The following is a 25,654-nucleotide window of genomic DNA, read 5'->3' as shown; positions in this document are numbered from 1 at the left end:
GTGCTGCCGGATTTGAGTTTGCGTGAGGCAACGTTCCCGTTTGTGTCATAGGCGATCTCGATCACGCCCGTCACCGCCATGGCATTGAGCGCAGCTTCCGTCGCCGCGTTCGCATGGCCGGAACCAACATCGGACGCTTTCAGTACACGGGCAAATCTGGCTGCCACAGGCCGGGATGTACCACTACAAGGCCCGGTTCTACTCCTCCACCCTCGGCCGGTTCATGCAGACCGACCCCATCGGTTACGAAGACGGCATGAATATGTATGCCTACGTCGGGAATGATCCGGTCAATGGGGTCGATCCGACGGGTGAAAATGCGCTCAAGCTGTTCATTAAGCAAACAATCAAGCATCGAGGCAATGTAGTTGAAGCGGTGATCGACGTTGCGGACACCGCAGTGACTATTTTTGCTCCTTCATCCACTCCTTTAGAGAGACTGGTTGCTGTTGCCGAGCTAGTTTCACCGGTGGCACCCAGCGATGTTAAAGCGGCAAAAGGCGCTATTAGGCCACAGGACGAGCACTAGGTGGACGGAGAGGTAGTGCAGCTACGAGAGCGCAAAATCAGACCATTGGTGATCGAATTGAGAGCCAGGGCGGACGGGTCACCGGGGGTATGAATCGTGGTGCGGAAACTAGGTTTGCAGATCCCAACGGCGGCAACCGCGGCGCGCGTTACTCCGATGGGAGTGCGGTGGATCGCGATGGGAACGGGTTTCAGGTGCAAACTGTGGATACGCGATCCAATGGCTCTCTAACGCCCCGAGAAGCCAATGCGGCGCGGGATATTGCGGAACGCTCTGGTCAGCCGGTTGTATGTGTTGTTAAAGAGCGTTGTAACTGACCATGCGCTCGGATCGTTTTGAATATTTTGCCGCCGACGAGGAGCATGGAGAATTTTTCTCTCAAATCGATTCGGAATATGGTTTTAAGATAGTAGAACGATGTTTCGATAGGGAAAAGGGGCCGAGAGTATTCGGGGGACTGGTAAGATTTCTGAATTTTCTGCGTGAGGAATCTGATTTAATCGCCAAGAGAAGCATATATTACGCTTCTTTTGACCCCGCGAAATTGCAGTCTAGGGATATCGTCGGCTCCGATAGATTGGCAGAATTTAATCTCATACAGAACCCCGATGTTCTGACATTCAACTGCGGAGAACAGCTCGACCACAAACGGCTTTTGCTTTCGCAGATAGGGCGTTCGAAAGAGTCCACGGAGGCGGCAAAGATCCTGTCGCGTATTAAGAAAATAGCGAAGAGTATAGGTAACGGAGCGGGACTAACGACTACGGGGGAGTTTGTCTTCCCAAGCGCATTGAGCTTTGCCAGAGAAGGTGGGAGACTCGTCAGAACTGCTGACGCCCCTCCGACTTACGACGCGCGGATTGCTCGCTGATCAAAAGAGATAAAGTCGATATTCTTTTCGCTCGAAGCGCGATAAAGACATGGTTGCTCTCCGTTGAACATCCCGGCTTCATTACCGGATCGACCTTGCAATGGTGGTATCTAGCGAGCACACCGAGTCCAGCGATGGCCGATGAGAGTTGCGAGGGTGGTCAGCAGGTTAGCGGCCAAACTGAGCTTGTGCAGAAACAACTCGCGAACGAGTTGAGCGGCTTTGCGGCGATCCGCCCGTCACTCGCACGGCTATATTCTTTTGTTCCCGCTGGCCAACTCCGGGGCCGGCGGCGAGTTGTGCGCGATCCACGCGATTTGCGCACCGCGTTGTTGCCGGAGCCTGCCTGACGCGCCGCGAGGATCGTTGTTCCGCCTGCCGGCGGGTGTGTTGCCCGAGCTGGAATCCACCCCCTTCCGAGCGGCGTCCAGCGTGGCTCATGGATATGAAGCGTTCCGCGGGCGGACTGAAGCAGTACTCGAACCACTCCAGCATTCCGGTTACGGGGGCATCTTTGGGGCCATGGGCAAAATCAAATCAAATGTAACGCTCAGATACCGAAACGTTATTTTGCCGTTTTGAGTCCTCTTCTGGCACCATCTACTCTTCTCCTGACATCCTGAGACGGTCAGCAAATGGCGGAAATCTGCCATTTTTCTAGTCGGTGCCGTCCGCAGATGTCTGGGATTCAGCCGATCCGATCGAAGTAGGACCATGAACGGTGTCCTCGCCGGCCCCCTCAGGGGTGCGCAAGCGCGTGCTTCGTGATGCGCGGCCTCGACGCGTATGCTGGTGAGGACGCCCCCGGGTTCCGAAATGTTCATAATTTTGTCGGTCGTATGTCATACGGATGAAACATAAATGTCATTCAGGGTCGATCCGGACTTCTGCTATTGGATCGACACGAAATGACGCATCTTCGCAGCCACTTCCTCGCCGGACTGGCCCTTCTGGGGCTGCTCGAAGGCGCGGCCGTCGCCCGGGCGGGCGAACAGCGGCCGTCTTCGGATCCCGGCCAGTCTGCAGCCATCGAGGCGCAGCCGGCGGACGGCGATGCGAAGGAGAACGGCTTCGAGGACCTATGGAACGTCCCGACGATCTATCGCGGCGAAGACGGGGGCGTACTGGACGAGCTGCGGATCGTCGGCAGACTGCACCTGGACAACTACGTGGTCGAATCTGACGTTGGTGACGCGAGCGATCTCGTCGTGCGGCGCGCGCGCCTGGGCGCACGCGCCCGCCTGCTGGGTAATCTCGAGGCGCATGTCGAAACCGAGCTCGACCTCGAAGGCGGCCCGCTCTACAGCCGCCTGACCGACGCCTATCTCGCCTGGCGCTTCAGCGATGCCGCACAGGTCAAGGTGGGCAAGCATTCGGTCAAGTTCACGCTCGACGGCGCCACCTCGTCGAACGAACTCCTGACGATCGACCGCAGCAACGTCGCCAACAATTTCTGGTTCACGGACGAGTATATCCCCGGCGTGAGCGTCAGCGGCCGGAGCGGAGCATGGAGCTACAACACCGGCGTTTTCAGCGGCGGTCGCAGCAACTCCGAGTTCGGCGACTTCGACGGCGGATATTTCTGGCTCGGAAGCCTGGGGCGGGATTTCGCGCAGCCGCTCGGGGTCAAGAAGGCACTTCTGCGCGCGGACTACGTCTACAACGAACCTGACGCCGACAGCGACTTCACACGTTCGTTTCAGCACATCGGATCGCTGGCTTTCATTCTGGAGGCGGAAGGATGGGGCGTCTCGGGCGACCTGGTGGCCGGCGACGGCTTCCTCGGCCAGAGCGACGCGATGGGGGTGACCGTGCTGCCGTGGATGGACCTCACCAGCCGCCTGCAGTTGGCCGGCCGCTATACCTATCTGAACAGCGACGAGGCCAACGGTCTGCGCCTCGCCCGCTACGAGAACGCGGCCACCAGCGGGCGCGGCGACCGTTACCATGAGCTCTACGCCGGGCTGAACTACTACATCTTCGGCCATCGGCTGAAGGCCCTGACCGGCCTCACCTACGCCAATATGCGCGATCGGGCGAACGACGGCGGCGCTTACGACGGCTGGACCTGGACCACCGCCCTGCGAATGAGCTGGTAACCCCACGACCGCAGGTCCGCTCTATCTTCCTGTTCGACTCGGCGAGGCTCACCCGCGCCAGCAGCATGAAGTGCCGGGAAAGCTCAGGCTGGAAGCGGGATCGCGCCGCTGGCCAAGGTCCCGGCGAACAGCACGAGCGAGAGGAGCGCGGCGTACTTGAGCGCGAAGCGCTGCACGTCGGCGACCTCGAGGCCGAGCAGGCCGCAGGCCAGATAGACCGGCGCGAGCAGGGGACTGAGCTGGTGGACCGGCTGTCCCATCATCGAGGCCCGCGCGATGACTTCCGGCGCGATGCCGAAGGAGCTCGCAGTTTCCGCCAGCACGGGGACGATTCCGAAATAGTACGCATCGTTCGACATCACGAAGGTCAGCGGCAGGCTCAGCGCCGCCGTGACCGGCGCCAGGTAGGGCCCCATCGCGTCGGGCACCGCGGCTACCAGCGAGCGCGCCATCGCGTCGAGCATGCCGGTGCCATTCAGGATTCCCGTCAATGATCCCGCGGCGAAGATCAGCACGACAACCATGACGACGTTGCCGGCATGCGCCTCGATCCGCTCGCGCTGTGCCTGTAGGCCCGGATAGTTCATCGTCACGGCGATCGCGAAGGCTCCCATCATCAGCACCGGAAGCGGCGCCAGCCCGGTGAACATGCCGACCATGAGCCCGACAGTGAGCAGCAGGTTCGGCCAGAAGAGATGCGGGCGCCGTTCGGGCGGCGATGCCGTCTCGACAAGTGCGCCGGCCTTCATCTGGGCAGCCGTCCATCCGAGACGGCGCCGCTCCGAAATTCCAAAGCGCCAGGCGAGCGCGAAGGTCGCCGCGAGACCGGCGGCCATGGCGGGCAGAAGCGGGAGGAAGAGATCGTCCACCAGGTCGACGTTGAGCGCCGCGGCCGCTCGCGCCGACGGGCCGCCCCAGGGGACCCAGTTCATCACGGCGTTCGCGAGTCCCAGGAGCGTCCCCAGGATGAGCGGGTTCATGCCGACCGACCGGTAGACCGGCAGCAGAGCCGTTATCACGATCAGTGCCGTGGTCGTTCCATCGCCATCCACCGAAACGAACGCCGACAGCGCCGCCGTTCCGATCGAGATGCGCAGCGGATCGTTCCCCACCACGTGCAGAATGCGGCGGACCAGCGGGTCGAACAGACCGGCATCCATCATGATGCCGAAGAAAAGGATCGCGAACGACAGCAGCAGCGCGATCGGCGCGACCTGAAGGATGCCGTCGACGACCATCTCGCCGAGGCCGTCGCCAGCCTGCGCGAACAGCCCGAAGAGAATAGGCACTGCGATCAGCGCAACCACGGCGGAAAGCCGCTTCGTCATGATGAGGGCGATGAAGGTCGCAACCGTCGCGAAGCCCAAGAGGGCGAGGTTCATTGCTTTGCTCTCCCGATACCTGTCCTATGGATTAGGGCCGATCCCGTTGTTCGAAGGGCGAAATCGGGCATTCGCAGCGCCCGGTCGCGATGCTAACAGCCCTTCGACCATGCCGAAGACCGAACCGACAGATCACTTCGCGAGGGAGCCCGGCGCACGCGCCGAGCCGGCGACGCTCACCGTTCTCACGCGCGTGCGCGAGCTGATCGTGACCGGCCGGATACCCGCGGGCAGCCGGTTGGCAGCCGAAACCATCGCCAAGGATCTCGGCGTTTCGCGCACGCCGGTGCGCAGCGCGCTGGCGGTGCTGACGGCCGAAGGGCTGGCATCCTACAACGTCAACCGCGGGTATGCGGTACGCGACATCCGACTGCGTGACGTGCTCGACGCGATCGAGGCGCGCGCCGTTCTCGAAGCGCGGGGCTGCGGCCTGTCGGTAGACTACGGCTGGGCCTTGTCCGAACTCGGGCTGCTCCGCCAGGCGGTCGAGGAAGGTGCTGCGATCGTGGCGCGGGGAAAGTGGTCCGAAGAGATCGAGCGTCACTGGTATCAGGCCAACCGCGACTTTCATTCGCTGATCGTCAGCGTTTCGCGCAACGCGGCGATCCGCAATGCGATCAGGATGACCTTGATCTACCCGGTTTTCGGCGACGTTGCGCGGCTCTGTCCCGCGGTGGCCAGATACGTGCCACAACGGCACAGGCTGGTGCCCGAGACGCCCCCCGGACACATTGTCGAATCGCAGGGCGATCACGAGGAGATTCTCGACGCGATCGCGAGCGAGGAGGCGGAGCGGGCGGAACGGTCCATGCTGACTCACGTCCTGAAATCGAGGGATCGCCTGGCCGCGATCGCGACCCGCCGATAGACGTAGGGGCTGCAGGTCGGCGCCATTCCCGTCAATACTGCATCCACTTTCACGTACTCTGAGCCTTCGGCAACTAGCGCCAGAGAGGCGCCAGTTGTCGTATGTTTTCATGCGCCCTCTGCATGGTCCTCCACGATCCCCGGGCAACTTGTCCCGATTCATAGCGCGCATCATCCATGAAATGAATCCATACCGTTGACAAATTGAATTCGATATCGTTTGCCAGGTGCCGGATCGCCAACAAGGCGGCGTGGATAGGAGAGGGTGACGATGAACGGACGGTCAACACGCTTCCTGCTCGGGGTCGCGACGGGAGCGCTCGTCTGCGCGAATGCGGCGCACGCTCAGGACAGCGACGCTGCAGCGCCGGAGCCGATGCCCCGCGCGGAGGCAACGAATCCCGAACAGCCTATGATCGTCGTCACCGCGCAGCGCCGCGACCAGGACCTGCAGGACGTGCCGGTGACCGTCACGGTGTTCGGGGCCGAGGAAATCGCGAACGCGCGCATCCAGGCCGTCGACGACGTCGTCACCCGCACGGTTGGCCTGAGCTTCGACGCCTTTCCGTCGGCGCAACCCAGGCTCTTCATTCGCGGGATCGGGTCCTCGGACCGCGGCGCCGCCGGAGACCCGAGCGCCGGCGTGTTCCTCGACGACATATACCTCGGCCGCCCGGCGGGAATCGCCTTCGACGCCTTCGACATCGAGCGGATCGAAGTGCTCAAGGGGCCGCAGGGCACGCTGTTCGGCCGAAACGTGGTCGGCGGCGCGATCAATGTCATCACGCGCAAGCCCGATCCGGCAGGTTTCGACGCCTCGGCCGAAGCGACCTATGGCAACTACGACCGCTTCGACACCGCCGCGTTCGTCAACGTCCCCTTCGCGCAGAACACCGGCGCAATCCGGGTGAGCGGCGCCTATCGAAGCCACCACGGCTACGTCCGCAACGCCTTCCTCGATGAAGATGTCAGCGATCAGGAAACGCTGAGCGGGCGAGTCCAGTTCTATGCGGAGCCTACGCCCGAGCTACGCATGCATTTCACGATCGACGGCACACGCGACCGGGCCACGGGGCCCGCCAACCACGTCGTCGGGCGCGACACGTCGGATCCGATATCCGCGCTCTACAGCATCAATGCCGATCCCGACCTCACCTACGGCTCGGACGTCGGCTATCAGAACCGCGACACCATCGGCGTCCGCGCCGAGATCAGCTACGATCTGCCGTTTGCGCGGGCGATCTTCCTCGGTTCATACCGCGACCTGGACTACGGCCTGCGCTACGACTTCGACGGAGGAAACAGCAACCCGGACTCGCCGGGCTTCAACGGGGTGAACATCGGCGGGGGGCAGGACGAGAAAGCCGAGTCCAGCAGTCAGGAGGTACGCCTCGCCTCGCTTCCCGGAAGCGCGGTCGACTGGGTAATCGGCTTCTATCATTATAATCAGCAGGTCCGGCGCGACGACATCTTCATTCTCGACGCCGCCCCGGTCGCGCCCATTCCGCTGACCGAGATCTACGATCAGAATTCGTCGCTCGACAGCGTTGCCGTGTTCGGCGATGCCACGGTGCCGATCACCGATCGCCTCTCGGTGATCGGTGGCCTGCGCTACACACGGGACGACAAGAGCTATCATGTCGCGAACACCCGCAGTGACGTGCCGCTGCGGGGGAGCGAGTTCTTCGATGTCGCGACTTCGGCGGACTTCGACGCGCTTACCTATCGCGCCGGCGTCAATTTCCAGCCGAATGCCGATCACCTGTTCTACGCGATGGTTTCGCGCGGCTTCAAAAGCGGGGGCTTCCAGGAAACGCCGGAAACCGCGGTCGACGCGGCCACGGCCTACGAGCCCGAGACGGCGACCCAGTACGAGATCGGGCAGAAAAGCACGCTCATCGACGGCCGGCTGATCTGGAACAACACCCTGTTCTACCTCGACTACGAAGACCTGCAGACACGCCAGGTGGACCCGGAGACCGGCGGGATCTTCACCACCAACGCAGGAGCCGCAACGATCAAGGGTTACGAAACGCAGCTCCTCGCCCGGCCCTTCGACGGCTTCGATCTTTCGGTCGCCTACGCCTACACCGACGCGACGTTCGACGAATACGTCGAGAACGGCGTCGATCTTGCCGGCAACCGGATTTCGCGCACGCCGCGGCACAAGGTCTCCGTTTCCCCATCGTACACCCACGCCTTGCCCGGCGGCGTCGATCTCACGCTCGCCGCCGACTACCGGTACGAAAGCCTCATCTACGACGACAACAGCAATCAGCCGCCCGAGATCAGGCCGGCGACGCACTTCGTCGACGCCCGGGTGATGATCGAGGGCATTGCCGATCATCTTTCGCTCTCGATCTGGGGCAAGAACCTGACCGACGAGCGCACCCGGACATGGCAGGCCATCTTCCTCGGCGCGCACTTCGCCGCCTTCAACCCGCCGCGGACCTACGGTGCGACATTGCGGTGGGAATACTGACCCGGAAAGGAACCGAAGGGTGACAGACAGCGATCGAACGGGACTTGCGAATGGCTGAGGGGTTCGCCGATGGCGTGAAAGTGCTGGTGCCCACCGGCTCGCTGGGCGCCGGGGTGCGGGAAGACGAGGTCGCCTACGGTCTCACCCGCGGGGCCCACGCGATCGCGTGCGATGCCGGCTCGACCGACAGCGGTGCGGCTTACCTCGCGACCGGCAAGTCGAAGAACAACCGCGGGGCGGTCAAGCGCGATCTCTCGATATTGATGAAGGCCTATGCGGACACGGGAATTCCGATCATCGTCGGCACCGCCGGACAGGCGGGGGGCGACCTCAATCTGGATTGGACCCGCGACATCGTACTCGAGCTGGCCGACGAGTTGGGCCTCTCGCCCAGGATCGCGCTGCTCCGCAGCGAGCAGAGCCGGGAGACAGTGAAGCGGCTCAATGCCGCAGGCCGGATCAAGCCGCTGCCGCCTCTCGGCGCGCTGGAGGATGCCACGATCGACGCCTGCGACCACATCGTCGCCGCGCTCGGCGTGGAGCCCTACGTCGCGGCGCTGGAAGCGGGTGCGGATATCGTGCTCGGCGGACGGTCGACCGACACCGCCGTGCTCGCCGCCTACCCGATCTGGAAGGGAGCTCCCTGGGGACCTGCCTGGCACGCCGGCAAGATCGGCGAGTGCGGCGCACAGTGCACCGAAGAGCGGGAAAGCTCGGGCGTTCTGCTGACCGTCCGGAGCGATTCATTCGAGGTCGAGCCCTTGAGCGAAGCCAACCGGTGCACGCCGGAAAGCGTCTCGGCGCACATGCTTTACGAGAACACCGATCCGTTCCGTCTGGTGGAGCCCGGCGGCGTTCTGGATGTCGGCGAAGCACGCTACGTCCAGAACGACGAGCGTACGGTGCGGGTCGCCGGCTCGGCGTGGGAGCCGCGCCCCTACACGATGAAGCTCGAAGGCGCCGGTAGGGGGCAGTACCAGACCCTGATGCTCGTCGGCATCCAGGATCCCGACGTGCTGCGCGACGTAGAGAGTTTCCATGACCGGCTGCTCGCCGCTCTCTACCAGCGGACGCGGAGCGCGATTCCCGCCGAAGAGCTCGGCGAATTCCATATTTCCCTGCGCATGTACGGCTGGAACGGCGTCACCGGGATGCCGGTCGCGCCCGGGACGCCGCCTCCGCCCGAGATCGGCATGCTGTTCGTCGCCACCGCGGCCACCCAGGAACTGGCCAACAGCATCGCCCACGCCTGCAATCCCTATTTCTTTCACTACCCCAGCGTCATGGACAAGGAACTGCCGAGCTATGGCTTCGCCTTCAGCCCGGCGGACGTTCCGCGCGGGCCGGTCTACGAGTTCCGCCTCAACCATGTCGTCGAGGTGGACGACTGGCGGGAACTCGTCCGCATAGAGTGGGCGGAACCCTCGTCTTCCGCGCATGCCGCGACGGCGGAGACAGCCCATGGCTAAGGTTCGCGAGGTCTGCCGCCATGTCCGCTCGAAGAACGCCGGCCCGTTCTGGGTCACGTTCGACTTCTTCTTCGACGGGCCGGAGAACTATCGGAAATATCGCGACAGCCCGTCGCTCTCGCCGGCGCTGTTCGCACGCCTCTACGGCACCGACCCGGCGCTGGTGAAACGCATTCCGGTGGACGATCTCTCGATCGTGAAGATCTCCTATCCCCGCGCCACCCCTCAAGGGGGAATGGAGGAACGCGACATGCATTCCGGCCAGCAATACGTCCGCATCCTCGATGTCGAACTGGATTGAGCAGCGTCGTTCAAGGGTGTGGCCCTGACGAGGCGCCCACCGCCGTGACGCTGGCCGAGCGATTGGCGCGATACGCCTGTGCCTTCGATGCCGAAAGGGTGCCGGAACCCGTTCTGGCCTGCGTCCGCCAACGCCTCCTCGACAGCCTCGCCTGTGCGCTCGGCGCATACGACGCCCGGCCAGTCCGCGTCGCCAGGCGGGTTGCCGCCGCGGCTCCGGCCCATGGTGCGAGCGTGTTCGGAATGCACGGTCTGACCACGCCCGATCTCGCGGCATTCGCCAACGGGGTCATGATCCGGTTCCTCGACTACAACGACGGCTACATGGGCCTGGAGCCGGGTCATCCGAGCGACAACATCGCGGCCTGCCTCGCGGTCGCGGAGGCGGAAGGGGCCAGCGTCGGCGAGTTCGTCGCCGCCGTAGTGATCGCCTACGAGATCCAGATGCGCCTGCAGGACGCAGCCGGTCTCAACAGGCGCGGGTGGGACCATGCCTGCTACATCCTCCCGGCAAGCGCGGCCGCGGCATCGCGCCTTATGGGGCTGGATGCGGAGCGAACCGCACAGGCCATCAATCTGGCGATCAACGGCCACATCCCCATGCGGCAGGCACGTTCCGGCGCTCTCTCCGACTGGAAGGGCTGCTCGGCGGCGAATGCGGCCAGAAACGCAGTCTTCGCGGCCCAGCTTGCACGCGCCGGCCTGACGGGGCCCGCGCCGATCTTCGAGGGCGAAATGGGCTTCTTCGAACAGGTGAGCGGGCCGTTCTCGCTCGACGTCGAAGCGTTCGGGAGCCCTGCCAACGATGACTATGCGATCCTGCGATCGCTCACCAAGACGTTTCCCACCAATGGCGAGCTGCACACGGCGATCTGGGCGGCGCTCGATCTGCGGGACAGGATTCCCGACGTCGCCGCGATCCGCAGCATTCGCATCGACACCTCGGCGTTCAACCGGCGCGTACTCGCGGACGAGGCGAAATGGCGGCCCGAAACGCGCGAGACCGCCGATCACAGCCTGCCCTACAACGTGGCGCGCGCGCTCCTCGACGGGGACATCACGCTGGAGTCGTACGCGCCCGCAAAGATCGCCGCGGCCGACGCTCGCGGACTCATGGCCAGGACGACCGTCACCGAGGACCCGCGGCTGACGGCGATGTTCCCGCGGCACCTCGCGAACCGCGTCACCGTGGAACTGGCGAACGGCGAGAGCGCGGCGAGCGAAGTCATCACCGGGCCCGGCACACCCGAAAGCCCGATGAGCGACGCCGACTTCGAGCGCAAGTTCCGCAAGATGGCCGCGCCGCACCTCGACCCGGCGGCGCAGGACCGGGCGATCGATTTCGTGAGCACCCTCGCTCGCCAGACAAGCTTCGAACCGCTGTTCGCCGCCATGCGCGGATCCGGCGGGTAGAGCGGCCGGCGACCGCGCACCGCGGTCAGACGCAGATCGCGTCGGCGATCGCCTTGCCGCATTCGGCCGTACTCGCCTCGCCGCCTAGGTCGCGGGTGCGGTACTCCGGCCTCGCGAGAACATCCTCGATCGCACGGACGACGGCAGCGGCCGCCCGCCCCTCGCCGAGATGGTCGAGCATCAATGCGGCCGCCCAGATCTGCCCGACGGGGTTGGCAATGTGCTGTCCCGCGATATCGGGCGCCGACCCATGCACCGGCTCGAAGAGCGACGGAAATCGCCGCTCCGGATTGATGTTGCCTGCGGGCGCGATTCCGATGGTCCCGGTGCAGGCCGGCCCGAGATCGGAGAGTATGTCTCCGAACAGGTTGGAGGCGACCACCACATCGAACCAGTCGGGATGTTGCACGAAATGTGCGGTCAGTATGTCGATGTGGTACTTGTCCCAACAGACGTCGGGATAGTCGGCCGCCATCGCCGCGACCCGCTCGTCCCAATAGGGCATGGTGATCGAGATGCCGTTCGACTTGGTCGCCGACGTCAGATGCTTCTTCTCGCGGCGCTGTGCGAGTTCGAAGGCATAGCGAAGCACGCGGTCGACGCCGACGCGCGTCATCACGGTTTCCTGGATCACGACCTCCCGCTCCGTGTCGGGAAATATCCTTCCACCAATGGAGGAGTATTCCCCTTCCGTGTTTTCGCGCACGACATAGAAGTCGATATCGCCCGGAACGCGCCCGGCCAACGGCGTCGGCACGCCGGGCATCAGCCTGACGGGCCTGAGGTTGACGTATTGGTCGAACTCCCGCCGGAACTGGATCAGCGAGCCCCAAAGCGAAACGTGGTCCGGCACCGTCTCCGGCCATCCCACCGCGCCGAAGAAGATCGCGTCATGCCCGCCGATCAGTGCCTTCCAGTCGCCGGGCATCATCTCGCCATGCTGCTGGTAGTAGTCGCACGAGGCGAAGTCGAAGTGATCGAAATGAAACGCACAGTCGAATGTTGCGGCGGCGGCCTCGAGCACGCGCAACCCTTCGGGCACGACCTCCTTGCCGATCCCGTCTCCGGGGATGACAGCGATGCGGTGCAGGTTCGGTCGTGTCATTCGGGTGGGCTCCTGTCGCCGGGCGCGGCATCGATCAGAATGGCGCGAAAGTCGTTGACGTTGGTGAACGTGGGGCCGGTCTCGACCAGCGCGCCGACCGCTGCGAAGAAGGTGCGGGAGTCGTTCTCCGCAAGTGCCTTTGCAGCGGAGATCCCCTGCGCTCGCGCCCGCGCCGGGGTGTCGGGACCGATCGCTGCCCCGGCATGGGGGCCGGTTCCGTCGATGCCGTCGGTGTCCGCAGCGAGTGCGTAGATCCCCGCCTCGCCGTCGAGCGCCTGCAGCAACGCCAGCAGGAACTCGCTGTTGCGTCCGCCGCGGCCGTCCGCGCACACCGTGACGCTGGTTTCTCCGCCCGACAGCAGGATGCACGGCGGGGCGAGCGGCTGTCCGTAGCGCTTCGCCTGCAGCGCGATCCCCGCGTGGACGGTTGCCACTTCGCGTGCCTCCCCTTCGATCGCGCTCCCCAGTATCAGCGATGGATATCCCGCATCGCGAGCGGCCTGTGCGGCCGCTTCCAGCGCCATTTGCGGGCTCGCGATCAGATGGAATTCGGCGGTCTCCTGAACGGCTGCGGCTCCTCGCGGCTCGCTTTCCAGCCAATACCGGACCGACGGCACCGGCACGATCCCGAGCGCATCGAGCGTCGCAAGCGCATCGTGCCCCGTGCTCCCGTCCGACGTGGTAGGGCCCGAGGCGATCATCGCCGCGTCGTCTCCGGGGACATCGGAGATGGCGAGGGTGACGAGTTTGGCCGGCCGGGCGCGTTCCGCAAGACCGCCGTTGGCTGCCATGGAGAGATGCCGGCGAACGCGATTGATCTGGGCGATCGTTGCGCCCGACCGCAGCAGTGCCCGCGAAAGCGCCTGCAGGTCCTCGAGCGACACACCCGATGGAGGCGCCGCCAGCAACGCCGAGCCACCGCCCGACAGGAGGCAGAGCACGAGATCGTCCTCCGTCACGCCGTCGAGCACCGAGAACATCTCGCGCGTCGCGGCGATCCCGGCGGCATCGGGGACCGGATGGCCGGCCTCGCGAACCCCGATACGCCGGCAAGGCGCGCCATGCGAATGGCGGGTAATTACCAGGCCTTCGAGCGGTCCGCGCCAGTGCCGCTCCACCGCAAGCGCCATCGCCGCAGCCGCCTTGCCCGCCCCGACCACGATCGTGCGGCCCCTGGGAGGGGAAGGAAGCGCGGGCGGGATGCAGCGATCGGGCTGCGCGCTTGCCACCGCCGTGTCGAAGAGCCGGCGGAGCAGTGCTCGCCGCGGGCAAGGCGCCGCCGCGCCGCCTTCGATCTTCGCCGTGCCCGTCACCGTCTCATCCGCGCGCTCGATCCCTCCGCCCGTCGGCGACGAGGCATTCGCGCGCGGGATCCTTCCCGTCCAGCACTGCGACGACCGACCGCGCCGCCACCATGTTGGTCCGCGCCAGGCCTTCGTGCGTGGAGGCCGCTGCATGCGGCGTGGCGATCACGTTGGGCAGGCCCACGAGCTCCGCCGTCACGTCGGCATAGGCAGGATCGCTCTCGCTGAGATAGACGTCCAGTCCTGCACCCGCGATCGCACCGGCCTTCAGCGCAGCAAGCAGTGCCGCGTCGTCGACCAGGCCGCCGCGTGCGGTGTTGATCAGGAAAGCCGTCGGCTTCATTCGGGCGATGCGGCCCGCGTCGAACATGAAGCGGGTCTCGTCGGTCAGCGGCGCGTGGATGGATATGTAGTCACTTTCCCGCGCGAGCGTGTCGAGGTCGACCGGCTCGACCCCCGGCGGAATCCCGTCGGGCAGCGGTCCGCGCACGGCTGCGAGTATCCGGCAATCGAACCCGGACAGGCGCCGGGCGAGGCTGCGCCCGATGCGCCCCAGGCCAACGATCCCGACGGTCTTCTCGCACAAGTCGCGCCCCATCAGGATGGAGAAGTCGCCTTCGGCCATCCGGGCCTGCGTTTCGCGGAAACGATGGCCGACGGCCAGCATCAGCGCGATCGCGTGGTCGGCAACCGATGCGTCGTTGCCGCCCGCGGCGATGCACACGACTTTGCCGAGCTCGCGCGCCGCGACAAGGTCCACCCGGTCGTGGCCGACTCCGCGGCGCGAGACGACCTGGAGCCGGGGCAGCGCCGCGAGCAGCTCGCGCGTGACCCGCGCATGCCCGACGATCCAGCCGGCCGCGCCTTCGAGCATCCGGAGCAGCTCGTCGCGCCCCAGGCCGCCGTCGGCTTGCCCCGCCGGCAGTTCGGCGAGCGACACCTCGCATCCGTTGTCCTCGAGATAGGCGACCGTCTCCGCATCGAAGAAGCGTTGGGTGACGACGACGCGCCGGCTGGTCATGGCAAATCTTCCCGCGTTGCGTGCGCCCGCAGCGATAGGCGCGCGCGCCGGGCGAGGCCAATGCCGAAAGCCGATCAAACTATGCACGCCCGCCCCGTTGGCGACCCGCGGTTCGGTTCCCGCTCGCGCGCTATCCGCCCGCGGCACGCCTGTCCTCGAGAATCCGGGACCAGAACGCCTCGGCCGCAGGCGACTGGCGGGCCCTGGGGCGCCACAGCCGGATTTCGATGACCACGTCCTCGCTCTCGGATCCGGCTCTCTCCAGCCGCCCCTCCGCGAGATCCTCCTGCACCAGGCTCAACGCGGTCCAGGCCACGCCGCGCCCGTCGCGCGCCATGGCCGTCAGCACGCTTGCAAGATGAGAGGAGAAGATCGGCTGCGCCGCACGGGTCCTGTTCTCCCGCTCCCACGCCGAAGCGAGGATGCGGCCCATGCCCGACTCCGCCGTGAATGCCAGTTGCGGCGCATCCGCGGGATCGCACTTCTTCAACAGCGAGGGCGCCGCCACCGGCAGGAGCCGGTCGTGCCCTAGCTGCACGGACCGGAAGTCGGCGCCGAACCTCGTCGGCGCAGCCTCATGGTGATGGCACAGCAGGAACTGCGCCTTGCCCTCGATCATCCGGCGCTCGCAGGCAACCATGTGGTCCGCCGTCAGGGCAATGGTCGCCCCGACCGGCTTTTCCACCTCCAGGCGGCGGAGCCAGCGGGGGAAGAACGTCAACGACAGGACGTGCGTCGAGGCGAAGCGCAAGGTTTCGTGGTCCGTCTTGTCCGCCGCCAGCGCTGCCGCCCGCCCGAGTTGCAGGCGCCGCAACGTCTCCTCTGCCGAGAGGCGGAAGCTCTCGCCCGCCGCGGTCAGGCCGATCCGGTGGGTTCTGCGGTCGATCAGCGGTGCGCCGACCCAGTCTTCCAGCGACTTGATCCGCCTGCTGAAGCTCGGCTGGCTCACCGACCGGCTTTCCGCCGCCCGTGAAAAGCCGCCGTGTTCTGCCAGTGCAAGGAAGTCCTCTAGCCAGGTCGTGTCCATGACCGTCCCCTACCTCACGCTTCATGAGCGAGCGACGTTTTTCCTCCCCGGAGGGCGGGAGCCGATTATCTCGCCGTCCCGCGGAGCTCGCCCTCGGCAGGCGATGCGGGCGTTTCGAGGAGCTCCGGATAGAGCCTGGCCAGCGCGACGGTGACTCCGTTGGTCCAGCCGAAGCCGTCCTGGAGCGGGTATTCGCCGCCGCCGCCCGGGCGGCGGGTGATCACGTCGTACTTCTCGAGAAGCTTGCCGGTGTTGCCGTAGGCGCCGGAGACGGTGTCGAGCCACCGCGCGGCGATCGTCCGGGCAAGTTCGTCGTGGCCATAGTGCCGCAGGCCGGAGACTGCGATCCACTGGAGCGGCGCCCAGCCGTTGGGCGCATCCCACTGCTCACCCGTGGTGCGGTTGCTGGTGACGAGACCGCCCGGCTTGAGGAGCTCCGCCTCGACCGTCGCCGCCGTCCGCGCCGCCTGCGCTGTGTCCGCAACCTGGAAGAACAACGGATAGAGCGCCGCGGCGGTGACGTTGCCGAGCAACCTGCCCTCCCTCCACTGATAGTCGTCGAACAAGCCGGTGCGTTCGTTCCACAGATAGCGCTGCATCGCGGCCCGCCGCATCCGGGCTCTGCGTTCGAAGGCCGACGTGCAGGCTTCGTCGCGCAGTTCACGGCACCCGTCGGCGATCGCGTGCTCGAGGCCGAATAGGAGACTGTTGAGGTCTGGCGGCACGATCTCGACCGTCCGGATCGTCGGGAGCGAGCGGCCGTCCGCGAACCAGCGCGAGCTGAAGTCCCACCCGCTCTCCGCACCCGCCCGCAGGCTCCGGTAGACCTGCGACGGCTCGCGCCGGCTCGCCTTCGCGGTTGCCACGTCCGCCGCATAGGACTCGTCGCGCGGCGAATCGCGATCGTCCCAATAGCGGTTCAGCAGTGCACCGTTCTCCATCCGAACGACCCGCGCCGAGGCGCTGCCCGGCGCGAGCCCTTCGGCCCCGGCCATCCAGAACCGGTGCTCTGCCTTGAGTTCCGGCAGGTAGGCGGCGAAAGCCTTGGCCGGCGCCTCCTGATTGGTGAGTTCCACCATCTTAAAGAAGAACGGCGGCTGCGAGCGGCTGAGATAGTAGGTCCGGTTGCCGTTCGGAATGCGTCCGAACGTTCGGAGCAGATGCGCGAAGTTGTCAACCATCGCCCGCTTCAGCGGCCGCTGCGCATCGCCGAAGCCCAGCATGGTGAAGTAGCTGTCCCAGTAGTAGATCTCCTGGAAGCGACCGCCGGGCACGAGGTAGGGATTGGGGAGCGCAAGCAGCGAACCGTGGGCCGGGACCGCCGGCGAGCGGCGGGTCAGGATCGGCCACAACGCTTCGATGTGTTCGATCAGCGGCAGCCCCGGAGCCGGCTGGCGCAACGGGGCGGGACGGGGCATCCGGAAATGCGCCTCGAAGAAGCGTTCGAGACCGGCCTCGTCGAGAGGCCTCGCCGCCCGATAGGCCTCGAGAATCCGCGCCGGCTCCGCACGCGGCACGGCATCGGCAAGCGCCTTGCCGTCCTCGAACAGTCCGCTCAGCGCCAGGCGGGGGTAGAGCTCCGCCAGTTGCTCGGAAGGCGAGTGGGGCTCCCGCGGCTGCGGCGCGGACTGGGGATGGGCGCAGCCCGCGAGCAGGACGGCAGAGGCCGGGGCAAGGAGCCATCTCGCCGCTCGCCATCCCCGGATCCGCGCATTGACCGTCGTCAGAACTTTCACAGGTCCCTCCCCGGTGGATCGGCAGGTGCCCTTGTTAGCGCCTCCTGGCGCGCGACTCATCCCTCGAAGTCAGTTCCTGAACACCACGGTCCGTGCCCCGTTGAGTAGCACGCGGTCCTCCAGGTGCAGGCGCACGGCTTCGGCGAGCACGCGGCTTTCGATGTCGCGCCCCTTGCGGACGAGCTCTCCCGGGCTGTCGGCGTGGGTGATCGGCTCCACGTCCTGGTGGATTATGGGGCCTTCGTCGAGATCGGCGGTGACGTAGTGGGCAGTGGCGCCGATCATCTTCACCCCGCGCGCATGCGCCTGGTGATAGGGCCTGGCGCCCTTGAAGCCGGGCAGGAACGAATGATGAATATTGATGCAGCGCCCTGCGAAATGCGCGGCCTGCTCGTCCGAAAGAATCTGCATGTAGCGCGCGAGAACGACGAGTTCGGCCTGGGTCTCCTCGGCGACCGCGCGGACCTGCGCCTCCTGCGCGGCCTTTGTCTCGGCCGTTACCGGCAGGTGGTGGAACGGGATCCCGCCGATATGCGTGTGGCTGATCGCCTCGCGCGGGTGGTTGGAGACGATCGCCACCGGGTCCATCGGCAGCTCCCCGATGCGCCAGCGGTAGAGCAGGTCGGCGAGGCAGTGATCGAATTTGCTGACCATCAGCAACACCCGCCGCGGCCGGTCGCGGCGCGCGAGCTTCCATTGCATGCCGAACTCGTCGGCGAGCGCCGCGAACTCGGCCCGCAATCCCTCACGCTCGGCCGTGCCCGGATCGAAGGCGACGCGCATGAAGAAAGCCCCGCTTTCCTGATCGTTGAACTGCTGCGCTTCGAGGATATTGCCGCCGCGCTCGAACAGGAAGCCCGTCACCCGCGCGGTGATCCCCGGCCTGTCGGCGCAGCCGAGCGTCAGGATGAGCGGTTCCGCCATGCCGGGGCCCCTAACGGCGCGAGAGCGCCTCTTCGCTTTCGGCCATCAGCGTCGCGATGATCTGCGCGACCGGCTCTTCCTCCTTGACCATGCCGACCGACTGACCGGCCATGAGCGAGCCGCCCTCGACGTCGCCGTCGATCACCGCGCGGCGCAGCGCGCCGGCCCAGTAATGCTCGATCTGGAGCTGCGCCTCGCCCATGACCACTTCCTCGCGGTCGAGCATGCCGGCGACTTCGATCTGCTTGGCGGTGAAGGCCTCGGTCCCCTTGTTCCGCAGCGCGCGGACGGGGATCACCGGCAGGCGCGCATCGACCTGCACGCTGGCGACCGCGTCGCGCGCGCTGGCGCGGAAGAAGGCCTTCTTGAAATCGGGGTGCGCGATGCTCTCGGTCGCGCAGGCGAAGCGCGTGCCGAGCTGGACGCCCGCCGCGCCCATCTCCAGGTAGCCGGCGATCGCCTGCCCCTTGCCGATCCCGCCGGCGACGAACACCAGGTGCTCTTCCGCCAGCTCGGGCAGGATCTCCTGCGCCAGCACGCTCGTCGAGACCGGGCCGATGTGGCCGCCGGCCTCCATCCCCTCGATCACCAGCGCGTCGGCGCCCGAGCGGAGCAGCTTCTTCGCCAGCGCCAGCGTCGGCGCGAAGCAGATGACCTTGGCCGGGTTCGCGCCGCCCTTGATCGCCTCGACGCTGCCCTTGGGCGGGATGCCGCCGGCAAGCACGACGTGGCCGACGCCGTGCCGGCCACAGACCTCGATCAGATCGAAGAGCTGCGGGTGCATGGTGATGAGGTTCACGCCGAAGGGCCGATCGGTCATCGCCCTGGTCGCGGCGATCTCCGCATCGAGCAGTTCGGGCGTCATCGCGCCGCAGGCGATCACGCCGAAGCCGCCTGCGTTGCTGATCGCGGAAACGAGATGGCGCTCGGAAACCCAGCTCATCGCGCCGCACAGGATCGCCGTTTCGCAGCCGAGGAACTCGGTGCCGCGCTGCATCAGGCGGCTTGTCTTGGGATAGTCAGTCATCGCCGGCGCGCTTAGGCGCGCGGCCGCCGAGCGGCAAGAGTTCTTGGCGCGGCTGGCGGAGCTTCGCTTGCGGAACCGCCCTCCTGCAAGAGCGGTTGACCACAGGTGGAGCCGCCCTGTGGCTGATCGCTTCTGTCGATGAGGTTGAAAGGACTTAATTGCTTTGGCCGATTGTCGTGCGGGCGTAGCCTTCACCTGCAACGACTCACAGGATCGAGACCCGGGTGAATGGTCTGGGCCGATCTCAAATCAGGAGGATGCCAACATGGACGCAGCAACTGGTTCGATGTCCGGGGGCGGATGCCCCTTCAACGGCGACGGCGGAGTGCGCGCGCTGCTCGGACGCACCAACAAGGACTGGTGGCCGGACGCGCTGCCGCTCGAAATCCTTCTCGTCAACGGGTCGCCCGACCCGCTGGACGAGGATTTCGATTATGCGGAAGCGTTCAACGCGCTCGACTATCATGCGCTGAAGAAAGACCTCACCGCGCTGATGACCGATTCCAAGCCATGGTGGCCGGCGGACTACGGGCACTACGGCCCCTTCTTCATCCGCATGGCCTGGCACGCGGCCGGCACCTACCGCACAGGCGACGGCCGCGGCGGCGCCAACAGCGGACAGCAGCGGTTCGCCCCGCTCAATTCCTGGCCCGACAACGGCAATCTCGACAAGGCCCGGCGCCTGCTGTGGCCGGTCAAGCAGAAGTACGGCAAGAACATCAGCTGGGCCGACCTGTTCATCCTCGCCGGCAACGTCGCGATCGAATCGATGGGCGGCCCGGTGCTCGGTTTCGGCGGGGGCCGCAGGGACGTGTTCGAGGCGGAACGCGACATCTACTGGGGCGGTGAGGACCTGTGGGTCAACGAAGGCGTCGCGACGCGCATCCGGCCCGAGGAAGAGGTAGACCTCGAGAATCCGCTGGCTGCCATCCAGATGGGCCTGATCTACGTCAACCCCGAAGGCCCGGGCGGCGACCCCGACCCGCTCGGCTCCGCGCGCGACATCAAGGTCACGTTCGAACGCATGGCGATGAATCACGAGGAGACCGTCGCCCTCACCGCCGGCGGGCACACCTTCGGCAAATGCCACGGTGCGGGCGATCCGAGCCTGCTCGACGTCGCGCCCGAGGCGAGCGACATCACCCTCCAGGGGCTCGGCTGGGCGAGCACTTACGAAAGCGGCTTCGGCCCGCACACGATTACCTCCGGCCTCGAAGGGGCGTGGACCAACACGCCGACCGAGTGGACGGAGAACTATTTCCGCCTGCTGCTGGACTACGAATACGAGCTGGTAACCTCGCCGGCGGGGGCGAAGCAGTGGCAGCCGATCGACCAGAAGGAAGAGGACATGGCGCCCGACGCGCACGATCCTTCCAAGAAGGTCCCGACGATGATGACGACCGCCGATATGGCGCTCAAGATGGATCCCGAGTTCCGGGCGATCAGCGAGAAGTTCCGCAACGATCACGAGGCGCTGCGGGACGCATTCGCCCGCGCCTGGTTCAAGCTGACGCACCGCGACATGGGCCCCAAGTGCCGCTACCTCGGCCCCGAGGTTCCGGAGGAGGACATGATCTGGCAGGACCCGGTCCCGGCCGGGACGATGCCGTCCGACGCCGACGTATCGGCGTTCAAGTCAAAGATCCTCGACGCCGGGTTCTCGATTGGCGAACTGGTCCGAACCGCGTGGTATTCGGCCTCGACGTTCCGCAAGAGCGACCACCGCGGCGGCGCCAACGGCGCGCGCATCCGGCTCGAGCCGCAGAAAGGCTGGGCCGCCAACGAGCCTGCGCTGCTCGACCGGATCCTGGCCAGGATCGACGAACTGCGCGGTAACTTGTCGATGGCCGATGCGATCGTTCTTGCCGGCACGGCGGCGGTCGAGAAGGCGGCGAAGGATGCCGGATTCGATGTCGAGGTGCCCTTCACCGGCGGCCGCGGCGATGCGACGCAGGAGTGGACCGACGTCGACAGTTTCGCGCCGCTGGAGCCCTTTGCGGACGCGTTCCGCAATTACCTGCGGACAAAGAGCAACGTGAAGACCGAGGAACTGATGCTCGACCGCGCCTCGCTGCTCGGCCTCTCGACGCCCGAAATGACCGTGCTGCTCGGCGGGCTGCGCGTGCTCGGTGCCAACTTCGAGGATCGTCCGCACGGCGTCTTTACCGACCGCAAGGGGCAGCTCACCAACGACTTCTTCGTCAACCTGCTCGACATGGACACCGTCTGGGAAGTCGTGGACGGCAGCGGAGACGAGGAGTTCATCGGCTACGACCGCGGCGGGCGGCAGGAGAAGTGGAAGGCGACCCGCGCCGACCTGATCTTCGGTTCGAACTCACAGCTGCGCGCCACCGCCGAGGTCTACGCCGAGCGCGGGCACGAGGAGAAGTTCGTGCGCGACTTCGTCAAGGTCTGGACCAAGGTGATGAACGCCGACCGCTGCGACCTCACCTACGCGAAGTATCACAAAGAGGCAGCCTGACCCCTTGAGGCATGCCTTCGAAGGAGCCCTCGGCCGCGTGCCGGGGGCTCTTTTTGCATGACCGGGCGTCACCGCGTGGCGCTGAGAAGGGGCTGGACTTTCGCGAGGCCGAGGGGGACAGAGCGCTCCAGTGTCGTTCTACAGGGGAGACTGTTCGTGACCCGCCGTACTATCCTGCTCGCCGCCGCCTCGCTGGGCGCAATATCCCTTTCCGCCGCTCCGGCTAGTGCAGACGAAGGCATGTGGACCTTCGACGGGTTCCCCGCCGAACAGGTCCGCGAAAACTATGGCTGGGCGCCAGATCAGGTCTGGCTCGATCACGTCCGCAATTCGGCGGTACGGTTGACCGGCGGCTGCTCCGCCAGCTTCGTCTCGCCCGACGGTCTGATCCTGACCAACCATCACTGCGTCGCGAGCTGCCTCTACGACAACTCGACTGACGCGATGGACTATCTCGATGAAGGTTTCACCGCTTCGCGGCGGGAGGACGAGCTGCCCTGCCCGGGCCAGCAAGCCGAAGTCGTCACCGCGATCACCGACGTCACCGCGCAGGTGATGGATGCCATCGGCGAATCGACCGGCGAGGCGCTGACCAAAGCGCGCGACGCGAAGATCGCCGAACTCGAATCCGCCGGCTGCACCGATCAGGAGACCACGCGCTGCCAGGTCGTGACGCTGTTCGGCGGCGGGCAGTACAAGCTCTACACCTATCGCAAGTACTCGGACGTCCGTCTTGCCTGGGCGCCCGAGGACCGCGCGGCGACGTTCGGCGGCGATCCGGACAACTTCAACTTCCCGCGCTATTCGCTCGATGCCTCGTTCCTGCGCGCCTACGAGGACGGCAAGCCGGTCGAGACGCCCAATCATCTGGAATGGAACCCGCGCGCGCCGGAGGAAGGCGAGATCACCTTCGTCGTCGGCAATCCCGGCTCGACCAGCCGCCTGTTCACGCAAAGCCAGCTCGCATTCGAGCGCGAGGTCCGCTTGCCGATTACCGTGGCGACGATGTCCGAATTGCGCGGCCGCCTGATCCGCGCGATGGACGAGAGCCCGGAAAAGGCGCGCGAAGGGCTCGATCTGCTGTTCGGCGTGGAGAACAGCCTCAAGGTCTATATCGGGCGTATGAAGGCGCTCAACGATCCGGCATTCACCGGCAAGCTTGCCGCAGCGGAACAGGAGCTGAAGGCGAAAAGCGCGGACAATGCGGAGATCGGCAACCTCTGGGGCGCGGTGGAGGATGCGATGGACGCCTATCGCACACTCTACTTGCCGCTGCGCTTCACCCAGCCATCGGGCGACCTCTACGGCTACGCGCAGACGCTGGTCTTCGCCGCGCAGGAACGCGCCAAGCCCAACGCCGAACGCCTGCCCGGCTATACCGATAGCGCGCTGCCGCTGACACAAAAGCGCCTGCTCGACGAGCGCCCCGTCTATCCCTGGGTCGACGAGCTGATGATGGAGTGGAGCCTGTCGAAGGCGCGCGAATATCTCGGCGTGGACGATCCCGACAGCAAACTGCTGCTCGGCAAGGAAAGCCCCGAACAGCTTGCCGAGCGGCTGGTGAGCGGCACCCGGCTCGCCGATCCGGCGTACCGCCAGCAGCTCTGGGAAAACGGCCTCGCCGCGATCGAAGCATCGGATGATCCGATGATCCAGTACGCGCTCAAGCTTGCGCCGCGCCAGCGCGAGTTGAAGGCGCTGTCCGACGCGCAGTACTCGGGCCCGCTCGCCGCTGCCGGGGCCAAGCTCGCCGACGCGCGCTTCGCCGCCTATGGCGATACGCTCTATCCCGACGCGACGTTCACGCTGCGCATCAGCTACGGCCAGGTGAAGGGCTGGACCGAGCGCGGGAACGAAGTGCCGATCCGCACGACCATGGGCGGCACGTTCGAGCGCGCGACCGGCAACCCGCCGTTCGACCTTGCGCCCGCCTTCGCGGCGAACGAGGCACGGATCGACAAGAACACGACTTACGATTTCGTGACCACCAACGACATCATCGGCGGCAACTCGGGCAGTCCGGTGATCGACAAGGCCGGCACGGTGATCGGAACCGCATTCGACGGCAATATCCACTCGCTCGGTGGCAACTACGGCTACGATGGCACCCTCAATCGCACCGTGGCGGTCTCGACCGCGGCAGTGCAGGAAGCGCTCGAGACGATCTATCCCGCGCCCGCGCTGGCGAAGGAACTCGCCGGAGAGTGAGTGGCGACGGGCGGGGTGAGGCGCCCCGTCCGGCCGCCATCCCCGATCCCCACCGCAGGCTGGGGTCCCAGGCCGCTGGCGCTCCGCCCGATAGCCCGAGACCCCAGCCTGCGCTGGGGATCATGAGAAGCTTGAAACGAGAGTGTACTCTATCGGCAGCCCGGTGGGGGCGTTGCCCTGCACCGAAATCTCCCAACAGGCTCTCAGCTGTAGGTGATCCGCACCTTGCCAGCCGCCTCGGCGGCGACGCGGCGCGCGGCATCGGTGTCGCCGGCGCTCGCCAGGGCAACGCCCATGCGGCGGTAGGGGCGCGAGGCCGGCTTGGCGAAGATCCGCAGGTCGACCGTGCCGCCCTGCACCGCCAGCGCCTCCGCCAGTCCTTCGTAGCCGAGCCTGTCGCTGTCGCGGTCGGCGAGGATCACTGCGCTCGCCGAAGGCCGGGCGCGGATCGGCGTCGGGATCGGCAGCCCCATGATCGCGCGGGCGTGGAGATCGAACTCGCTGAGGTTCTGGCTTACCAGCGTGACCATGCCGGTATCGTGCGGGCGCGGGCTCAGCTCGGAGAAGATCACCTCTTCCCCGCGCACAAAGAACTCGACCCCGAATATGCCGCGGCCGCCGAGATCGTCGACCACTTTCGCCGCCATCTCCTGCGCGGCCGCCAGCGCGGCATCGGACATCGCGATCGGCTGCCAGGATTCCATGTAGTCGCCGCGTTCCTGCCGGTGGCCGATCGGGGGGCAGAACAGCACGCCGTCTTTCGTCCGCACGGTCAGCAGCGTGATCTCGTAGTCGAAATCGACGAACTCCTCGACGATCACCCGGCGCCGGTCGCCGCGCATGTTGGCGACCGCATAGTCCCACGCGGCCTCGAGCCCGGCCGCCTCCTCGACCTTGCTCTGCCCCTTGCCTGACGACGACATGACCGGCTTGATCACGCAGGGAAAGCCGGCGTGCGCCGCGCCCGCATGCACCTCCTCGAGCGACTCGGCGTAGCGGTAGCGGGACGTCGCAAGCCCGAGCTTCTCCGCCGCGAGGTCGCGAATGCGGTCGCGGTTCATCGTGAGCTGGGTCGCGCGCGCGGAGGGGACCACGTGGAAGCCCTCGCCCTCCAGCTCCACCAGCGTTTCGGTGCGGATCGCCTCGATCTCGGGCACGATGTAATCGGGCCGATGCTTCTCCACCGCCGCGCGCAGCGCCGCGCCGTCGAGCATGGAGAAGACCTCGCGCGCGTCGGCAATCTGCATCGCGGGTGCCTGGTAGTAGGCATCGCAGGCAACGACGTATGCGCCGAGCCGCTTGGCCGAAATGACGAACTCGCGGCCGAGCTCGCCCGATCCGAGGAGGAGAATCTTCGCAGTGAAAGCCATGCGCCGCTCTTAGCGGCAATGCGCCGGCACGGCCACGG

General features: G+C 66.0%; 19 protein-coding genes. 10 read left to right on the top strand and 9 right to left on the bottom strand.

Annotated elements, in window-relative coordinates; all coding sequences use genetic code 11:
* Positions 1–175: 175 nt before the first annotated feature.
* From ETX26_RS14205 to ETX26_RS14195, 3 genes are all read left to right on the top strand, one after another.
* Positions 176–529, top strand: coding sequence for an RHS repeat-associated core domain-containing protein (locus tag ETX26_RS14205; RefSeq protein ID WP_404825308.1), 354 nt, complete (start codon positions 176–178; stop codon positions 527–529).
* Positions 530–848: 319 nt separating this feature from the next.
* Entirely contained in the window at positions 849–1,400 is a 552-nt protein-coding gene (locus ETX26_RS14200; protein ID WP_129525290.1) for a hypothetical protein, read from the top strand.
* A 908-nt stretch (positions 1,401–2,308) separates the two neighbouring features.
* Complete coding sequence (locus ETX26_RS14195) at positions 2,309–3,499, top strand: porin (protein ID WP_129525289.1); 1,191 nt, start codon at positions 2,309–2,311, stop codon at positions 3,497–3,499.
* Between the two features lie 83 nt (positions 3,500–3,582).
* On the opposite strand, the gene ETX26_RS14190 is transcribed toward ETX26_RS14195, so the two are convergent.
* Positions 3,583–4,881, bottom strand: a complete 1,299-nt coding sequence (locus ETX26_RS14190; protein ID WP_129525288.1) for a CitMHS family transporter — start codon at positions 4,879–4,881, stop codon at positions 3,583–3,585.
* Positions 4,882–4,990: 109 nt separating this feature from the next.
* Here ETX26_RS14190 and ETX26_RS14185 point away from each other — a divergent pair, with 109 nt between their 5' ends.
* The 5 genes from ETX26_RS14185 to ETX26_RS14165 all read left to right on the top strand — a co-directional run bounded on the left by ETX26_RS14185 (position 4,991) and on the right by ETX26_RS14165 (position 11,412).
* Entirely contained in the window at positions 4,991–5,749 is a 759-nt protein-coding gene (locus ETX26_RS14185; RefSeq protein WP_129525287.1) for a GntR family transcriptional regulator, read from the top strand.
* 270 nt (positions 5,750–6,019) lie between these two features.
* On the top strand, positions 6,020–8,230 hold the full coding sequence (locus ETX26_RS14180) for a TonB-dependent receptor (RefSeq protein ID WP_129525286.1): 2,211 nt from the start codon (positions 6,020–6,022) through the stop codon (positions 8,228–8,230).
* A 50-nt stretch (positions 8,231–8,280) separates the two neighbouring features.
* Positions 8,281–9,699, top strand: coding sequence for an acyclic terpene utilization AtuA family protein (locus ETX26_RS14175; protein ID WP_129525285.1), 1,419 nt, complete (start codon positions 8,281–8,283; stop codon positions 9,697–9,699).
* Positions 9,692–10,000, top strand: a complete 309-nt coding sequence (locus ETX26_RS14170; RefSeq protein ID WP_129525284.1) for a DUF4387 domain-containing protein — start codon at positions 9,692–9,694, stop codon at positions 9,998–10,000. Before ETX26_RS14175 ends, ETX26_RS14170 begins: the two co-directional genes overlap by 8 nt.
* Before the next feature lie 44 nt (positions 10,001–10,044).
* Complete coding sequence (locus ETX26_RS14165) at positions 10,045–11,412, top strand: MmgE/PrpD family protein (RefSeq protein WP_191984727.1); 1,368 nt, start codon at positions 10,045–10,047, stop codon at positions 11,410–11,412.
* Between the two features lie 25 nt (positions 11,413–11,437).
* Here the strand turns inward: ETX26_RS14165 and ETX26_RS14160 are convergent, their stop codons facing one another.
* The 7 genes from ETX26_RS14160 to ETX26_RS14130 form a co-directional block, all read right to left on the bottom strand.
* Positions 11,438–12,517, bottom strand: a complete 1,080-nt coding sequence (locus ETX26_RS14160; RefSeq protein ID WP_129525283.1) for a tartrate dehydrogenase — start codon at positions 12,515–12,517, stop codon at positions 11,438–11,440.
* Entirely contained in the window at positions 12,514–13,830 is a 1,317-nt protein-coding gene (locus tag ETX26_RS14155; protein ID WP_225425794.1) for a glycerate kinase type-2 family protein, read from the bottom strand. The genes ETX26_RS14160 and ETX26_RS14155 overlap by 4 nt, the downstream gene beginning before the upstream one ends.
* Positions 13,831–13,834: 4 nt before the next feature.
* On the bottom strand, positions 13,835–14,842 hold the full coding sequence (locus ETX26_RS14150; RefSeq protein WP_129525282.1) for a phosphoglycerate dehydrogenase: 1,008 nt from the start codon (positions 14,840–14,842) through the stop codon (positions 13,835–13,837).
* A 130-nt stretch (positions 14,843–14,972) separates the two neighbouring features.
* Positions 14,973–15,869 carry a LysR family transcriptional regulator gene (locus ETX26_RS14145; protein WP_129525281.1) on the bottom strand — a complete coding sequence of 299 codons (897 nt, stop codon included), beginning with the start codon at positions 15,867–15,869 and terminating at the stop codon, positions 14,973–14,975.
* A 65-nt stretch (positions 15,870–15,934) separates the two neighbouring features.
* Positions 15,935–17,605, bottom strand: coding sequence for an alpha,alpha-trehalase TreF (gene treF, locus ETX26_RS14140; RefSeq protein ID WP_225425793.1), 1,671 nt, complete (start codon positions 17,603–17,605; stop codon positions 15,935–15,937).
* Between the two features lie 69 nt (positions 17,606–17,674).
* Positions 17,675–18,529, bottom strand: coding sequence for a formyltetrahydrofolate deformylase (purU, locus tag ETX26_RS14135; RefSeq protein ID WP_129525279.1), 855 nt, complete (start codon positions 18,527–18,529; stop codon positions 17,675–17,677).
* A 10-nt stretch (positions 18,530–18,539) separates the two neighbouring features.
* Positions 18,540–19,556, bottom strand: a complete 1,017-nt coding sequence (locus ETX26_RS14130) for an NAD(P)H-dependent flavin oxidoreductase (RefSeq protein WP_129525278.1) — start codon at positions 19,554–19,556, stop codon at positions 18,540–18,542.
* A 265-nt stretch (positions 19,557–19,821) separates the two neighbouring features.
* Between ETX26_RS14130 and katG the strand changes: the two genes are divergently transcribed.
* Positions 19,822–22,038, top strand: a complete 2,217-nt coding sequence (katG, locus tag ETX26_RS14125; protein ID WP_129525277.1) for a catalase/peroxidase HPI — start codon at positions 19,822–19,824, stop codon at positions 22,036–22,038.
* 156 nt (positions 22,039–22,194) lie between these two features.
* Positions 22,195–24,246: a S46 family peptidase gene (locus ETX26_RS14120; RefSeq protein ID WP_225425792.1), complete on the top strand. Its 2,052-nt coding sequence runs from the start codon at positions 22,195–22,197 to the stop codon at positions 24,244–24,246.
* 203 nt (positions 24,247–24,449) lie between these two features.
* On the opposite strand, the gene purT is transcribed toward ETX26_RS14120, so the two are convergent.
* A complete protein-coding gene (gene purT, locus ETX26_RS14115) occupies positions 24,450–25,616 on the bottom strand; it encodes a formate-dependent phosphoribosylglycinamide formyltransferase (protein WP_129525275.1) in 1,167 nt (388 codons plus the stop codon).
* Between the last annotated feature and the right edge of the window lie 38 nt (positions 25,617–25,654).

Source organism: Pelagerythrobacter rhizovicinus (assembly GCF_004135625.1).
GTDB lineage: Bacteria > Pseudomonadota > Alphaproteobacteria > Sphingomonadales > Sphingomonadaceae > Pelagerythrobacter > Pelagerythrobacter rhizovicinus.
Note: the sequence above shows the minus strand (reverse complement) of the source record. Positions and strands in the feature narration are given on the sequence as shown.